We start from the raw sequence: 15,982 nt of genomic DNA, 5'->3' as shown, positions 1-15,982 counted from the left end.
TTCCACCGAAAAAGCGACCAGACGCGGCAAATCCGCGACCGGATGACGCGCTGTCACAGACCACCCACAACCCCGGGCGCACCATCCTGGTGCATCGATCAGTCCGCCTGCTTGCGCAGGAAGGCCGGGATGTCCAGGTAATCCATGTTCAGGTGACCATTCAGGTCCACCGCAGCGTTGCCCTGACTCTTGCGGATCACCGTGGGGCGGTCCAGGTTCTCGTAGTCGGGGGTCAGCTCGGGGGCCGGTTCCACCAGCTTGACCTTGGGCTTCTCAGGCGCCCGGGTGGCCGCCATGGTGCTGCCCAGACCGGTGGCCACCAGGGTCACGCGCAGCTCGTCGGTCATCTCCGGGTCGATCACGGTACCCACCACCACGGTGGCGTCCTCGGAGGCGAACTCCTTGATGGCATCACCCACTTCCTCGAACTCGCCGATGGACATGTCCAGGCCGGCGGTGACGTTCACCAGGATGCCCCGGGCACCGGCGATGTTCACGTCCTCGAGCAGGGGACTGGCGATGGCCGCCTCGGCCGCCACCCGGGCGCGGTCCTGGCCGGACGCGCTGCCGGTACCCATCATGGCCATGCCCATCTCGGACATCACGGTGCGCACGTCGGCGAAGTCCACGTTGATCAGTCCCGGACGGGTGATCAGCTCGGCAATGCCCTGCACCGCGCCCAGCAGCACGTTGTTGGCCGCCTTGAAGGCCTCCAGCAGGGAGATGTTCTTGCCCAGCACGGTGAGCAGCTTCTCGTTGGGGATGGTGATCAGCGAGTCCACGTACTTGGCCAGGTTCTCCATGCCCGCCTGGGACACGGCCAGGCGCTTCTTGCCCTCGAAGGGGAAGGGCTTGGTGACCACGGCCACGGTGAGGATGCCCATCTCCCGGGCGATCTGGGCCACCACCGGTGCGCCGCCGGTGCCGGTACCGCCGCCCATGCCGGCGGTGATGAACACCATGTCGGCGCCCTCGATCACCTCGGCGATGCGGTCCCGGTCCTCCAGGGCCGCCTCACGTCCCACCACCGGGTCGGCGCCGGCACCCAGGCCCTTGGTGATGTGCCCGCCCAGCTGCAGCAGGGTCTTGGCGTTGTGGTTCTTCAGCGCCTGGGCATCGGTGTTGGCGCAGATGAAGTCCACGCCCTCGATGTTGGCATTGACCATGTGCTGTACGGCGTTGCCGCCGCCGCCGCCCACGCCGATGACCTTGATGACCGCGTTCTGCGGAAACGTATCCATGAGCTCAAACATTGTCATACCTCCTCAACACATTGGTTGATCTGATTCGTAAAAACGAAAATCCGCCCTGTCCCGTTTCGTACTTCCCAATTCTCAATTCCGACTTCGATTAGAAGTTGCCCTGAAACCAGCTCTTCATCCTTCCCCACACTGCCTTGAGATTGCCCGTCTGACGCGCCTCGTGGCTGCGCCCGCCGCCCCGGCTCTGATGACCGAACAACAGCAGACCCACGCCGGTGGCGTGGATCGGGTTGCGCACCACGTCCACCAGCCCGCTCACGTGCTGGGGCAGACCCAGACGCACGGGCATGTGGAACACTTCCTCGGCCAGATCGATCACCCCTTCCATCTTGGAAGACCCGCCGGTAAGCACCACGCCCGCCGCCACCAGTTCCTCACAGCCGGAGCGGCGCAGCTCCGCCTGCACCAGGGACAGCAGCTCCTCGTAGCGCGGCTCCACCACGCCGGCGAGGGTCTGGCGGGACAGACGCTTGGGTGCGCGGTCGCCCACGCTCGGCACCTCGATGGTGTCGTCGGGATTGGCCAGCTGGCGCAGGGCGCAGGCGTACTTGATCTTGATGTCCTCGGCGTACTGGGTCGGCGTACGCAGGGCCACGGCGATGTCGTTGGTAACCTGGTCGCCGGCGATGGGGATCACCGCCGTGTGGCGGATCGCGCCGTCGGTGAACACGGCGATGTCCGTGGTGCCGCCGCCGATGTCCACCAGGCACACGCCCAGTTCCTTCTCGTCCTCGGTGAGCACCGCGTGGCTGGAGGCCATCTGTTCCAGGATGATGTCGTCCACCTCCAGGCCGCAGCGGCGCACGCACTTGACGATGTTCTGGGCGGCGGAGACCGCGCCGGTGACCAGGTGCACCTTGGCCTCCAGACGCACGCCGGACATGCCCACCGGCTCGCGGATGCCCTCCTGCTCATCGATGATGAATTCCTGGGGCAGGATGTGCAGGATGCGCTGGTCCGCCGGGATGGCCACTGCGCGCGCCGCGTCGATCACCCGGTCCACGTCGGCGGAGGTGACCTCCTTGTCCTTGATGGCCACCACGCCGGTGGAGTTGAGGCTCTTCACGTGACTGCCCGCGATGCCCGTGAACACCGAGTGGATCTGGCAGCCGGCCATCAGCTCGGCCTCTTCCACCGCCCGCTGGATGGACTGAACCGTGGACTCGATGTTGACCACCACGCCCTTCTTCAGACCCCGGGAAGGGTGCGAGCCGATGCCGACGATCTCGATCTGACCGTCCTCGTTGATCTCGCCGACGATGGCCTCGACCTTGGAGGTGCCGATATCCAGGCCAACAATCATTCCCTTATCGGATCGCTTCGACATGCTGTCTCTCTCTAGGTACTGACTCGTTCATTCAATGCGCGACCGGGGCCGCTTCGCCCCAGGCCACGGCGATGCCGTTGGTGTATCTCAGGTCCATGCGCCGCACCGGCGCGTCGCGTTGTGCGGCGATATGCGGGTAGGCCCGCAGCAGCCGCTCCAGCTGGACCTCGCCGGCACCGCGGCCCATGAGCACTTCACCGCCGCCCACCAGCTCGATGGTCCAGGCCTGGCGGGCGTCCTCGCGCAGGCCGCGCACCTCCAGCCCCACGTCGGCGAGCCGCGCCTGCACGGCGAGATAGCGGCGCATCAGGCTGCGCTGGCGCCCCTCGCCGCCGGTCAGGCTCGGCAATCCACCGGGCAGGCTCTCCGGGGCCGGCCGGAACACGTCCCCGTAACGGTTCACCAGGGCGTCCTCGCCCCAGCGGGCCACGGGCACCTGCTCGGTCACCTGCACCTGCAGGGTGTCGGGCCAGAGCCTGCGCACGCTCACCCCGTACACCCAGGGCAGCGCCATGGCCGCGCGCTCCACCGCCGGCAGATCCACGCTGAAGAACCCGCCGCTCACGTACGGCCCCAGGGCCGATTCAAGATCGCGGCGCTCCAGGTGATGGAACTGCCCCTCGATCTGCACCGCGCGGATCGGCAGGGTGTCCGGGCGCAGAGCCCAGTCCGCGGCGTAGCCAAGCGCAGCGGCAAACATCAGCACCACCCCCAGCGCCAGGCCGCGGCGCAGCCAGCGGCGCAGTTCCAGACCACGCCACCAGGGCGCGATGTCCCGCTGTTTCCTGGCCATGGCATCCCGCTTCGCCACGTCATTGCCGCTCCCCGGAAGCCAGGGTGCCGGCCAGGATGCGCAGCACCAGGGCCTGGAAATCCAGGCCCGCGGCCCGGGCCGCCATGGGCACCAGGCTGTGGTCGGTCATGCCGGGCACGGTGTTCACCTCGATCAGCCAGGGCACACCCACCCGGTCCACCATCAGGTCCACCCGGCCCCAGCCCCGGGCGCCCACCGCCTCGAAGGCCTGCAGGGCCAGGGACTGGAAGCGCTGTTCCACCGCCGCCTCCAGCCCGCAGGGCACGTGGTAGCGGGTGGTCTCGGCCTTGTACTTGGCCTCGTAGTCGTAGAAGGCCCGGGGCGTCTCCAGGCGGATCAGCGGCAGGGGCTCGCCCTCGAGGATCGCCGCCGTGTACTCGGTGCCGGTCACCCAGCGCTCGGCGAACACCGGCCCGCCGCAAGCGGCGGCACGGGCATAGGCCTCGGGCAGATCACCCACGGTCTCCACCTTGCTCATGCCGATGCTCGAGCCCTCCAGGGCCGGCTTGACGATCAGCGGCAGGCCCAGGCCCGAGGCCACCACCACCCAGTCCGTGTCCCCGTCCAGCACCTGGTAATCGGGGGTGGGCAGGCCCGCGCCGCGCCACAGGCGCTTGGTCATGAGCTTGTCCATGCTCACCGCCGAGCCCAGCACGCCGCTGCCGGTGCAGGGCAGGCCGATCAGCTCCAGGGCGCCCTGGATCACGCCGTCCTCGCCGCCCCGCCCGTGGAGCATGTTGAACACCCGGTCGAAACCGCCGGCCTTGAGCACCTCCAGCACGTCCCGGCCGGCATCGATGCCGTGGGCGTCCACGCCGGCGGCCTGCAGGGCCTTGAGCACCTCGCCGCCGCTGATGAGCGAGATCTCCCGTTCCGCGGACCAGCCGCCCAGGAGCACCGCCACCTTGCCGAAGGACCTGGGGTTCATGCCCGCCCCTCCAGAGGCTCGCCCACCATGCGCACCTCGGGCTCCAGATGCACGCCGAAGCGCGCCTCGACCGTGGCCTGCACGTGGTGGATCAGGGCCTCCAGATCCGCCGCCGTGGCATCGCCGGTATTGAGGATGAAGTTGGCGTGCTTCTCCGAGACCTGCGCGCCGCCGATGCGATGGCCCTTGAGGCCGGCCGCCTCCACCAGGCGTCCGGCGTGATCGCCGGGCGGGTTGCGGAACACGGAGCCGCAGCTGGCCACGCCGGTGGGCTGGCGCTCGGCGCGCTCGGCCAGCAGCTCGCGGATGCGCGCCTTGCCGGCCTGGCCATCGCCGGGGGTGAGCCGGAAGGTGGCGGCGGTGAACCATTCCTCCACCGGGGTGATCACGCTGCGGTAGGCCACCTGGTACTCGTCCGCCTCGCGCAGGTGACGGCGGCCGCGCCGGTCCAGGGTCTCCACGGTCTCCACGCAGGTCCAGGTCTCGCCGCCCCAGGCACCGGCGTTCATGGCCAGGGCCCCGCCCAGGGTGCCAGGAATGCCGGCCAGGAATTCGCAGCCGGTGAGGTTCGCGTCCGCGGCGAAGCGCGCCAGCTTGGCGCAGGCCACGCCGGCCTCGGCACGGATGCGGTTGTCCGGCAGCAGGGTCATCTCGTTGAGCGCCCCGGACAGGGCGATCACCGTGCCGCGCACCCCGCCGTCGCGCACCAGCAGGTTGCTGCCCAGGCCCAGCCACAGCAGCGGCTCTTTGGGCGGCAGGGTGCTGAGGAAGAAGGCCAGGTCGTCCAGGTCCGCCGGCTTGTAAAGCTGGTCGGCCGTGCCGCCCACGCGCCAGGAGGTGTAACGGGCCAGGGGTTCGTGGTGGCGCAGCTCGCCGCGCAGCATCTGGAGGTTCTCGGCGGTCATCATGGATGTCCCTCCTCTGTGGACAGCGCGGCCGGCAGGGCCGCGGCCAGGGCGCCCACGTTGCCGGCCCCCTGGGTGAGCAGCACATCGCCGTCGCGCAGCACGCCCTTGAGGGTCTCGACGAAGCGCTCCGGGGCGTCCACGAACACCGGGTTCACCCGGCCACGGGCGCGGATGGCCCGGGCCAGGGTGCGCCCGTCGGCGCCGGGGATGGCGGCCTCGCCGGCCGGGTAGACGTCCAGCAGCACCAGGGCATCGGGGCTGGAGAGCACCTCGGCGAAGTCCTCGAACAGGTCCCGGGTGCGGGTGTAGCGATGGGGCTGGAAGGCCAGCACCAGGCGCCGGTCGGGCCAGGCGTCCCGGGCGGCGGCCAGGGTGGCGGCGATCTCGGTGGGGTGATGGCCGTAATCGTCCACCAGGGTGACGGTGCCCGCGGCGGTCTTGAGTTCACCGTAGACCTGGAAGCGCCGGCCGATGCCCTGGAACTTGTCCAGGCCCTGCTGGATGGCCGCGTCGTCGACCCCCAGTTCATGGGCCACGGCCACCGCGGCCAGGGCGTTCAGTACGTTGTGCCGCCCCGGCAGATTGAGGGTCACGGCCAGGGTGTCGTCGCGCTCCGGCAGGCAGATCTCGAAGTGGGTGCGGGTGCCCTCGGCGCGCACATTGCGCGCGGTGACATCCGCGTCCACACCGATGCCGTAGGTGAGCACAGGGCGGCCCACCTCGGCGATCATGCCCGCCAGTTCCCGGTCGTTGGCGCACAGCACCGCCAGACCATAGAAGGGCAGGTGATGCAGGAACTCCAGGAAGGTGGCGCGCAGCCGACCGAAGTCCCCCTGGTAGGTGGCCAGGTGGTCGGCATCGATGTTGGTGACCACGGCGATGATGGGCTGCAGGTGCAGGAAGGAGGCATCGCTCTCGTCGGCCTCCGCCACCAGGTAGGCCCCCTGCCCCAGCCGGGAGTGGCTGGCGGTGCTGTTGAGCCGCCCGCCGATCACGAAGGTGGGGTCCAGCCCGCCTTCCGCCAGCAGGCTCGCCACCAGGCTGGTGGTGGTGGTCTTGCCGTGGGTGCCGGCCACGGCGATGCCGTGGCGGAAGCGCATCAGCTCGGCCAGCATCTCGGCACGGCGCACCACCGGGATGCGCGCCTCCCTTGCGGCGATGAGCTCCGGGTTGCGCGGGTCGATGGCGCTGGAAACCACCAGCACGTCGGCGTCCTGCACGTAGGCGGCGTCGTGGCCCAGGCGGATGGTCACGCCCAGCCCCGCCAGGCGCCGGGTGACGGCGTTCTCGGCGATGTCCGAGCCGCTCACCTGGTACCCCAGGTTGGCCAGCACCTCGGCGATGCCACCCATGCCGGAACCGCCGATGCCCACGAAGTGGATGCGGCGGATGCGGCGCATGGGGATGGGGGTGACTGCGCTCATTTCGCACCTCCACGGGCCTTGCCGGTACGGGCCTGGCCCAGGCAGATCCGCGCCACGGTCTCGGTGGCATCGGGCAGGGCGCGGCGCCGGGCGGCCTCGGCCATCTCCAGGGCGCGGGCCCGGTCGATGGACTTGAGTTCGGTGGCCAGGCGCCGTGCGTCCAGTTCGGATTCGGGGATCATCACCGCCGCGCCGGCCTCGGTGAGATAGCGGCCGTTGGCGCTCTGGTGGTCGTCCACCGCGTGGGGATAGGGCACCAGGATGGCGCCCAGGCCGGCGGCGGCCAGTTCGGCGACGGTGAGCGCGCCGGCGCGGCACACCACCAGGTCGGCCCAGCCGTAGGCCTCGGCCATATCCTTGATGAAGGGCAGCAGTTCCGGCTTCACGCCGGCACTGGCATAGGCCGCCCTGGCCTGGTCCAGGGTGCGCTCGCCGGCCTGGTGACGCACCAGGGGGCGACCCTGTGCCGGCAGGCGGGCCAGGGCCTCCGGCACGGTCCTGTTCAGGGCCAGCGCGCCGAGGCTGCCGCCCAGCACCAGCACCCGCAGCGGACCCTCCCGGCCCAGGAAACGCAGTTCCGGCTCGATCAGGCCGCTGATGCGCGCACGCACCGGGTTGCCGGTGTGCACGGCGCCCACCTTCTCCGGGAAGGTGCCCGGGAAGGCCTCCAGCACCTTGTCCGCCACTCGGGACAGCCAGCGGTTGGTGAGGCCAGCCACGGCGTTCTGTTCGTGGATCACCAGGGGGATGCTGAGCGCCGCGGCCATGAGCCCGCCGGGACCGGAGGCGAAGCCGCCCAGGCCCAGCACGGCCCGGGGCTTCACCCGCAGCAGGAAGGCCAGGGCCGCCCACAGGGCGACGCCCAGGCGCAGCGGGGCGAACAGCCAGTTGACCAGGCCCTTGCCGCGCAGTCCCGCCACCGGCAGGGTGTGGAACTCGAAGCCCGCCTCGGGTACCAGCTTGGCCTCCAGACCCCGGGCGGTGCCGAGCCAGACCACGTGCTCGCCCAGCTCACGCAGGCGCTCGGCCACGGCCAGGCCCGGGAACACGTGCCCGCCGGTGCCGCCCGCCATGATCAGGATGGGACGCTCGCTCATGCGCCTCGCCCTCCCGTCACGCGCCCGACCCGCAGCGGGCCGCTCTCCACCGTCTCCCGATGCACCCGCAGCAGCAGGCCCACGGCGGCGCAGGTCATGAGCATGGAGCTGCCGCCGTAGCTCATCAGTGGCAGGGTCAGGCCCTTGGTGGGCAGCAGGCCCATGTTCACGCCCATGTTGATGAAGGCCTGCAGGCTGACCCACACGCCGACGCCATAGGCCAGGTAAGCGCCGAACAGCTGGCCGGCCTGTTCCGCCGCCCGGCCGATGCCGAAGCTGCGCCACAGGAACCAGCCGTAGAGCAGCACCACCACGGTGATGCCCACCAGCCCCAGTTCCTCGGCGAGCACGGCGAACAGGAAGTCGTTGTGGGCCTCGGGCAGGTAGAAGAGTTTCTGCACGCTCGCCCCCAGTCCCACGCCGAACCAGGACCCGCTGCCGATGGCGATCAGGGACTGGGTGAGCTGGAAGCCGCTGTTGAAGGGGTCGTTCCAGGGGTCCAGGAAGGCGGTCAGGCGCGCCATGCGGTAGGGCGTGGTGATGGCCAGCATGGCAAGTGCCGCCGCCACGGTGCCCACCAGCAGGGCGAACTGCCAGAGCTTGGCGCCGGCCAAGAACAGCAGCGCCAGGCCGATGGCCATGAGCACCACGGCGGCGCCGAAGTCCGGCTCCATGAGCAACAGCAGGGCCGCGCCGGACAGCAGCAGCATGGGGCGCAGGAAACCGGCGAACTGCTCGCGCACCGCGCGGCCGTGACGGGTCAGGTAACCGGCCAGGTACAGGGTGAACAGCAGCTTGGCCACTTCCGAGACCTGCAGATTGAACAGCCCCAGGCTCAGCCAGCGGGTGGAGCCGTTGACCGTCACGCCCACCCCGGGCACCAGCACCAGGATCAGCAGGAAATAGGCAAATCCCAGCAGCAGCCCGGCAGAGGCCTCCCAGTAGGCCAGGCGGATGCGGTAGGCCAGGCTTGCTGCCGCAAGCCCCAGGACCACGTACGCCGCCTGGCGCTTGAGGAAGTACAAGGGGTCGCCCAGGTTGCGATCGGCGATGCCGATGGAGGCGGAGGCCACCATCACCAGGCCCAGTCCCAGCAGGGCCAGCACGCTCAGGGTCAGGCCCAGGTCCAGGCGCTGGGCCAGACGCACCTGCAGCTGCTGACCGGCGTCACGGGTGGCCTGGATGTCCACGGCGCTCACGGGGCGAGCCTCCGCACCGCGGCCATGAAGACCTCGCCCCGGTGCATGTAGTTGTCGAACATGTCGAGACTGGCGCAGGCGGGCGAGAGCAACACACTGTCGCCGCTCTGTGCCAGGCGCGCGGCCTCGGCCACGGCGGCCTCCATGGACGCCACACTGACGACCGGCACACGACCGTCCAGCGCCGTCGCGATGTGCGGCGCGTCCTCGCCCAGCAGCACCACGGCCCGGGCCTTGCCGACCACCGCATCGCCCAGGGGCGCGAAGTCCTGGCCCTTGCCCTGGCCGCCGGCGATCAGCACCACCTGGCCCGGGAAACCTTCCAGGGCCGCCAGGGTGGCGCCCAGGTTGGTGCCCTTGGAATCGTTGTACCAGGAGACGCCGTGCAGACGCGTCACCCACTGGCAGCGGTGGGGCAGGCCGGAGAACTGGGTCAGGGCCTCCACCATGGCCTCGCCGGGCAGCCCCGCCGCCTGGCCCAGGGCCAGGGCGGCCAGGGCGTTGGCGGTGTTGTGCCGCCCGGCGATGCGCAGGCGCGATTCCGCGAACCAGGGGATCTCACCCTGGGCCAGCCAGGGCTCGGCATCCCGTTCGACCAGGCCCCAGTCGCCCTCACCAGGGACATCGAGGCCGAAACTCACCCGTCGCGCGCCGCCCGCCATGGACCAGACCCGGGGGTCGTCCCGGTTGATCACCGCGGTCTCCGTGCGCCGGAAGATGCGTTCCTTGGCAGCTGCGTAGTCTTCGAGGCTCTCATAACGATCCAGATGATCGGCGGAGATGTTGAGCACCGTGGCCGCCACCGGAGCGAGACTCTCGGTGGTCTCCAGCTGGAAGCTGGAGAGTTCCAGCACGTAGAGCTCCACGTCTGCGTCGTTGAGCAGGTCCAGGGCCGGGATGCCGAAGTTGCCGCCCACGGCGACGTTCAGGCCGGCCGCCCGGGCCATCTCGCCCACCAGGGCGGTGACCGTGCTCTTGCCGTTGGAACCGGTGATGGCCACCACGGGGGCGCGGGCCTCCCGGGCGAACAGCTCGATGTCACCCAGGATCTCGGCACCGGCGGCACGGGCCGCCTGGATGGCGGGCTCGGCCACGCTCACGCCGGGGCTCACGATGAGCCGCTTCACGCCGGTGAACAGGGCCGGATCGAAGGGGCCTGCATCAAGCCGCGCCTCGGGCGCCAGACGACGCAGTTCCTCACGGCCCGGCGGCTCGGCACGGCTGTCCGCCACGCGGAAGGACTCCCCGCGCGCACGCAGGTGGCGCGCCACGGAGATGCCCGTTGCGCCCAGCCCCACGATCAGTGTGTCAGCCATGCCGTTCATGTCAGTCAGTCGCTTTCCTCAACGCAGCTTCAGGGTGGCCAGGCCCACCAGCACCAGGATCACGGTGATGATCCAGAAGCGCACGATGACCCGGGGCTCGGGCCAGCCTTTCAGTTCGAAGTGGTGATGCAGGGGCGCCATGCGAAAGATGCGCCGGCCGGTGAGCTTGTAGGAAACCACCTGCATGATCACCGACAGGGTCTCCACCACGAACACGCCGCCCATGATCACCAGCACGATCTCCTGGCGGGTGACCACCGCCAGCACGCCCAGGGCGGCACCCAGGGCCAGGGCCCCCACGTCGCCCATGAACACCTGGGCCGGATAGGCGTTGAACCAGAGAAAGCCGAGCCCCGCGCCCACCAGGGCGCCGGTGAACACCACCAGGTCGCCCACCCCGGGCACGTAGGGAATGCCCAGGTAGTTGGCGAACACCGCGTGGCCGGAGAGATAGGCGAACACCCCGAAGGCGCCGGCCACCAGCACGGTGGGCATGATGGCCAGGCCGTCCAGGCCGTCGGTGAGGTTGACCGCGTTACTGGCGCCCACGATCACGAACCAGGTGAGCAGGATGAACCAGGGACCCAGCTGGATGGCCACGTCTTTGAACAGGGGCACGAAGAAGGTGGTCTCCACCGGCGCCTGGGCGGTGTAGTAGAGCAGGATGGCGGTGGCGAAACCCACCACCGACTGCCAGAAGAACTTGGTCCTGGCCGACAGGCCCTTGGAATTGCCGTAGCGCAGCTTGCGGTAGTCGTCGATGCCGCCGATCAGGCCGAACAGCAGGGTGACCATGAGCACCACCCACACGAAGCGGTTGGACAGATCGCTCCACAGCAGGGTGCTCACCGCCACGGCCACCAGGATCAGGGCGCCGCCCATGGTGGGCGTGCCGGCCTTGGTCAGATGGGTCTGGGGGCCGTCCGTGCGCACCTGCTGGCCGATCTTGTACAGGCTCAGGCGGCGAATCATGGCCGGGCCCACCAGGAAGGCGATGATCAGCGCGGTGAGCACGCCCAGGATGGCGCGCAGGGTCAGGTACTGGAAGACATTGAAGCCCCGGTAATACTCGCTCAGGAATTCAAACAGACTGAGCAGCATGCGCAGCCCCCCCGTTATTGTGATTGTTGTTCGTGTCCGCCTGCAGGGCCTGCACCACCCGCTCCATGCGCGCGCTGCGCGAGCCCTTCACCAGCACGGTCATGCCGGCATGCAACATCGGGCGCAGGGCCTCGATGAGCGCGGCCTGGTCGGGGTGGTGCTGCGCCCCCTCCCCGAAGGCACGCACCGCGTGGGCACTGAGCGGGCCCACGGCATGAAAATGCTCGATGCCCAGTTCCCGTGCCCGGGCGCCGATCTCGGCATGCAGGGTTTCACCTTCATCGCCCAGTTCGCCCATGTCACCCAGCACCATGCAGCGCTCGCCGCCATGACCGGACAGCACTTCCAGTGCGGCGCGGGTGGAGGCGGGGTTGGCGTTGTAACTGTCGTCCAGCAGCAGTGCACCGCCCCGCCCCGGCACCGCCACCAGGCGTCCGCTCACCGGGTGTACCCGGGCAAGACCGCGCAGGATGGCCTCCTCGGGGATCTCCGCACCCAACGCCGCGGCCGCGGCGGCCAGGGCGTTGAGGGCGTTGTGGCGACCGGGGAAGGCCAGCTCCAGGGCATGCACCCGGCCATTCATGTGCAGACGCAGACTGCCAGGCGCCTGCCACTCGCCGGAGACCTCGGCCACATGATCCAGTCCGAAACTGATGACGCGTCGCCCTGGATTCAGGCCGTACCAGTAGTCGGCGTAGATGTCGTCGGCGTTGATCACCGCCACGCCGTCGGGACCCAGGCCCGAGTAGATCTCGCCCTTGGCCCGGGAGACCCCCTCGATGGAACCGAAGCCCTCCAGGTGGGCGGGTCCGGCATTGGTGATCAGGGCCACGTCGGGGCGGGCGAGGCTGGTGAGATAGGCGATCTCGCCGTGATGGTTGGCGCCCATCTCCACCACCGCGTAACGGTGGTTGCGGGCCATCTCCAGCAGGGTCAGGGGCACGCCGATGTCGTTATTCAGATTGCCTCGGGTGGCGAGGGTGGGGGCATGCTCCCGGGCGATGGCCGAGAGCATCTCCTTGACCGTGGTCTTGCCGTTGCTGCCGGTGAGCGCCAGCACCGTGACCGGCAGGGATTCGCGCCAGGCCCGGGCCAGGCGTCCCAGGGCGAGACGGGTGTCGTCCACCAGCACCTGGGGCAGGCGCGTGGGCAGCAGGCGGCTGACCATGACACCTGCGGCAGGCAGGTCGTCGCTGACGAAGGCATGGCCATCGTAGGTCGGGCCGGTGAGCGCCACGAACAGCTGGCCGTGCTGCAGGCTGCGGGTGTCGGTGCTGACCCCCTCGGCCACAGTATCACCGCCGTGCAGTTCACCGCCGACCTTCGACGCGATCTCGGCGAGCGACCAGATCATCATGCGATGTCCTCCCCGTTGCCTTCCGCCATGCCCGAGACCAGGCGCCGGGCCAGGTCGCGGTCACTGAAGGGCCGCTGCTCGTCGCCCACGATCTGCACCGTCTCATGTCCCTTGCCCGCCACCAGCACCAGGTCACCGGCGGCCGCGTGTGACCAGGCCCATTCCACGGCGGCCTGGCGATCCAGCTCCTGATGCACCTCGGCGGGACGCTCGAAGCCGGTCATCACCTCCCGGGCGATGTCCTGCGGGTCCTCGTGGCGGGGGTTGTCGCTGGTGAGCACCACCCGGTCGGCGAACTGCTCCGAGGCCCGGGCCATGAGCGGACGCTTGCCCGGGTCCCGGTTGCCGCCACAGCCGAACACGCACCAGAGCCTGCCTTCGCAGTGCATCCGCAGGGCCTGCAGCACCTGGGCCAGGGCCGCTGGGGTGTGGGCGTAGTCGACCACCAGGGTGGCGCCTTTCCCGCCCGAGAACCGTTCCATGCGCCCCGGCACGGTGCGCACGTGGGTCAGTCGCTCCAGGGCATCGGTGAGACTCAGGCCCAGCTGCAGCAGGGCGGCCAGCACTGCCAGCAGGTTGTGCACGTTGAAGGCGCCCAGCAGGCCGGTCTCGAGCCGACCGCTGCCCCAGGGGGTGACGACACTGAAGGCCAGACCGTCGGGCCGATATTCCACCGACTCGCCGCGCACCTGTTCGATCTCGCCGCTGGCGGCAGCCAGGCCGTAGCCCAGGATCTGCACCTCCCGCTCGGCCAGCTCGGCGGCCAGCTTGCGGCCGAACGCATCGTCCAGGTTGAGGATGGCAGTCTCCAGGCCGGGCCAGCGGAACAGCCGTGCCTTGGCCTCGGCATAGGCCTCCATGCTGTCGTGGTAATCCAGATGATCCCGGCTCAGGTTGGTGAGCACGGCGATATCCAGGGCGGCGCCGTTGATCCGCCCCTGCACCAGGGCGTGGGAGGAAACCTCCATGACCGTGTAGCGCACGCCCCGGCCACGCAGATCCGCGAGCCAGCGGTGCAGGCTGAGCGCATCCGGCGTGGTGTGTCCGGTCTCCACCAGCTCCCCGTAGACACCTGCGCCCAGGGTGCCGATCACGCCGCAGCGGCCCGACTCCTGGTACAGGGTCTGGGCCAGGAACTGGCTCACCGAGGTCTTGCCGTCGGTGCCTGTCACGCCGATGAGCTTCATGGCGCCGGAGGGATGACCGAAGAAACGGTCGGCGATCTCGCCCAGTCGCTGGCCCAGCCCGGGCACGGCGACACAGGGCACGCCCAGGTCCACGGGCGCCTCGACACCGGGTGCCGGCTCCCAGAGCACCGCCACCGCACCGCGGGCAAGCGCCTCGGCGGCGTGGCTCAGGCCGTGGGCACGGTGACCGGCCAGGGCAATAAAGACGGCGCCGGGCTGGGCCCGGCGACTGTCGAGACACAGATCCCGCAGCGGGACGTCCAGCCCCGGCGAGACCGCCGCGAAGCCCTCCAGCAAGGTGGAGAGGCGCCAGTCGGGTTGGTTGGCGCGCACGCTCATCATGCCGGCCCCCTGCCCGCCTCTGCGGTCACGGCGCGGATGCCGGGCACGTCGTCGGGCGGCACGTCCAGCAGGCGCAGCGCGCCCTGCATGATCTTCGAGAATACCGGCGCGGCCACCTGCCCACCGTAGTACTGCTCGCCGGCCGGCTCATCGATGACCACCACCATCACCAGGCGCGGCTGGCTCGCCGGGGCGAAGCCCGCGAACATGGCCACGAAACGCTCCTCACTGTAGCCACCGGCGCCGCTCTTGCGCGCCGTGCCGGTCTTGCCCGCCACCCGGTAGCCCTCCACCCGCGCCCGGTGACCGGTGCTATCGGCGGTCACCGACGCCTCCAGCATGGCGCGCAACTCGCGGGCCACGGACGGGGATATGACCGGCTCGCCGGGCAGCACCGGCTGGTGCGCCAGGAAGCGCGGCGCGGGCATCACGCCGTCGTTGGCCAGGGCGGCGTAGGCCCGCGCCAGCTGCAGTGGGGTGACCGACAGGCCGTAGCCGAAGGCCAGGGTGGCGCGATCCACGTCGCGCCAGAAATAGAAATCCCGCAGCAGACCGGAGGCCTCACCGGGGAATCCGCTGCCGGTGCTGCGCCCCAGCCCCGCCTGATGCAGGGTGCGCCACAGGTGCTCCGACTCCATACTCAGGGCCAGCTTGCTGGCACCGATGTTGGAGGACTTGGCCAGCATCGTGGTCAGGTCCACGCGCCCGTAGTTGCGGATGTCACGGATGGTGTGGTTGCCAACGCGGAAAAAACCTGGCGCGGTATCCAGGGTCATGTGCGGATTCGCGCTGCCGCTCTCAAGCGCCGCTGCCACGGTGAACGGCTTGATGGTGGAGCCCGGCTCGAACAGGTCGGTCACCGCCCGGTTGCGGGAGGCATCGCGGCGCAGGCTGCCCCGGTTGTTGGGGTTGTGACTGGGCTGGTTGACCATGGCCAGGATGTCGCCGGTATGCACGTCCATGATCACGGCCGAGCCGGAGCGTGCGCCGTGGGCCTGCACTGCGGCCTTCAACTCTCGGTAGGCCAGGTACTGCACGCGCTGATCCAGGGTGAGGGTGATGTCCTTGCCGGGACGCGCGGGACGGATGTTCTCCACGTCGCGGATCACCCGGCCGAGTCGATCGCGCACCACCCGCTTGGCGCCGGGCTGCCCGGTCAGCAGTTCGTTCAGGGCCAGCTCCAGCCCTTCCTGACCCCGGTCATCGATATTGGTGAAGCCCAGCACGTGGGCCGCCACTTCACCCATGGGGTAGTAGCGGCGGAATTCCCGTTGCAGGGCCACGCCGGGCACGCCCAGCTGCTGTACCCGGGCAGCCACGTCCGGGTTCACGTGTCGGCGCAGGTAGACGAACTCGCGGCCGGCGCGCTCCGCCAGGCGGCGTTGCAGATCACCCCGGTCCATGTCCAGCACCCGGGCCAACTCCGCCAGCCGCTCGGGAGCCTGCAGGGTCTCCTGGGGATTGGCCCACACGGAATCCACCGGCGTGCTCACCGCCAGGGGTTCGCCGTTGCGGTCCAGCACCATGCCCCGGTGGGCAGGAATGGAGACCACGCGCAGGTGGCGCGCATCGCCCTCGCCGCGCAGGAAGTCCTGCTTGAACACCTGCAGATCGAGCCCACGGCCGAGCACCACCGCGAAACCCAGGACGAACAGTCCCAGCACCACGTTGCGGCGCACTGCACTCAGCTTGTCCGGAGAATCCGACATCG

At 69.7% G+C, this 15,982-nt stretch carries 13 protein-coding genes; all 13 read right to left on the bottom strand.

The features are described 5' to 3' along the window. Positions 1-98: 98 nt before the first annotated feature. On the bottom strand, positions 99-1,253 hold the full coding sequence (gene ftsZ, locus TGR7_RS03835) for a cell division protein FtsZ (protein ID WP_012637355.1): 1,155 nt from the start codon (positions 1,251-1,253) through the stop codon (positions 99-101). A 97-nt stretch (positions 1,254-1,350) separates the two neighbouring features. Continuing rightward, positions 1,351-2,589 (bottom strand): cell division protein FtsA, encoded by a 1,239-nt coding sequence (gene ftsA, locus TGR7_RS03830; RefSeq protein ID WP_012637354.1) that lies wholly within the window; start codon positions 2,587-2,589, stop codon positions 1,351-1,353. Between the two features lie 31 nt (positions 2,590-2,620). After that, positions 2,621-3,400 (bottom strand): cell division protein FtsQ/DivIB, encoded by a 780-nt coding sequence (locus tag TGR7_RS03825; RefSeq protein WP_012637353.1) that lies wholly within the window; start codon positions 3,398-3,400, stop codon positions 2,621-2,623. A 1-nt stretch (position 3,401) separates the two neighbouring features. Continuing rightward, positions 3,402-4,331: a D-alanine--D-alanine ligase gene (locus tag TGR7_RS03820; RefSeq protein WP_012637352.1), complete on the bottom strand. Its 930-nt coding sequence runs from the start codon at positions 4,329-4,331 to the stop codon at positions 3,402-3,404. Continuing rightward, entirely contained in the window at positions 4,328-5,236 is a 909-nt protein-coding gene (gene murB, locus TGR7_RS03815; RefSeq protein WP_041442488.1) for a UDP-N-acetylmuramate dehydrogenase, read from the bottom strand. The genes TGR7_RS03820 and murB overlap by 4 nt, the downstream gene beginning before the upstream one ends. Beyond that, positions 5,236-6,663 carry a UDP-N-acetylmuramate--L-alanine ligase gene (murC, locus tag TGR7_RS03810; RefSeq protein ID WP_012637350.1) on the bottom strand — a complete coding sequence of 476 codons (1,428 nt, stop codon included), beginning with the start codon at positions 6,661-6,663 and terminating at the stop codon, positions 5,236-5,238. The genes murB and murC overlap by 1 nt, the downstream gene beginning before the upstream one ends. Next, entirely contained in the window at positions 6,660-7,760 is a 1,101-nt protein-coding gene (murG, locus tag TGR7_RS03805) for an undecaprenyldiphospho-muramoylpentapeptide beta-N-acetylglucosaminyltransferase (RefSeq protein WP_012637349.1), read from the bottom strand. Before murG ends, murC begins: the two co-directional genes overlap by 4 nt. Continuing rightward, complete coding sequence (ftsW, locus tag TGR7_RS03800; protein ID WP_012637348.1) at positions 7,757-8,959, bottom strand: putative lipid II flippase FtsW; 1,203 nt, start codon at positions 8,957-8,959, stop codon at positions 7,757-7,759. The genes murG and ftsW overlap by 4 nt, the downstream gene beginning before the upstream one ends. Continuing rightward, positions 8,956-10,284: a UDP-N-acetylmuramoyl-L-alanine--D-glutamate ligase gene (gene murD / locus TGR7_RS03795; protein WP_012637347.1), complete on the bottom strand. Its 1,329-nt coding sequence runs from the start codon at positions 10,282-10,284 to the stop codon at positions 8,956-8,958. The genes ftsW and murD overlap by 4 nt, the downstream gene beginning before the upstream one ends. A gap of 18 nt (positions 10,285-10,302) precedes the next feature. After that, complete coding sequence (mraY, locus tag TGR7_RS03790) at positions 10,303-11,385, bottom strand: phospho-N-acetylmuramoyl-pentapeptide-transferase (protein WP_012637346.1); 1,083 nt, start codon at positions 11,383-11,385, stop codon at positions 10,303-10,305. Beyond that, entirely contained in the window at positions 11,366-12,742 is a 1,377-nt protein-coding gene (locus TGR7_RS03785; RefSeq protein WP_012637345.1) for a UDP-N-acetylmuramoyl-tripeptide--D-alanyl-D-alanine ligase, read from the bottom strand. The genes mraY and TGR7_RS03785 overlap by 20 nt, the downstream gene beginning before the upstream one ends. Next, positions 12,739-14,271 carry a UDP-N-acetylmuramoyl-L-alanyl-D-glutamate--2,6-diaminopimelate ligase gene (locus TGR7_RS03780; RefSeq protein ID WP_012637344.1) on the bottom strand — a complete coding sequence of 511 codons (1,533 nt, stop codon included), beginning with the start codon at positions 14,269-14,271 and terminating at the stop codon, positions 12,739-12,741. The genes TGR7_RS03785 and TGR7_RS03780 overlap by 4 nt, the downstream gene beginning before the upstream one ends. Next, positions 14,268-15,980 (bottom strand): peptidoglycan D,D-transpeptidase FtsI family protein, encoded by a 1,713-nt coding sequence (locus tag TGR7_RS03775; protein ID WP_012637343.1) that lies wholly within the window; start codon positions 15,978-15,980, stop codon positions 14,268-14,270. The genes TGR7_RS03780 and TGR7_RS03775 overlap by 4 nt, the downstream gene beginning before the upstream one ends. Positions 15,981-15,982: the final 2 nt, after the last annotated feature.

This window comes from Thioalkalivibrio sulfidiphilus HL-EbGr7 (assembly GCF_000021985.1).
Lineage (GTDB): Bacteria > Pseudomonadota > Gammaproteobacteria > Ectothiorhodospirales > Ectothiorhodospiraceae > Thioalkalivibrio_A > Thioalkalivibrio_A sulfidiphilus.
The sequence above is the reverse complement of the archived record's forward strand: the minus strand, read 5'-3'. Positions and strand labels throughout refer to the sequence as shown.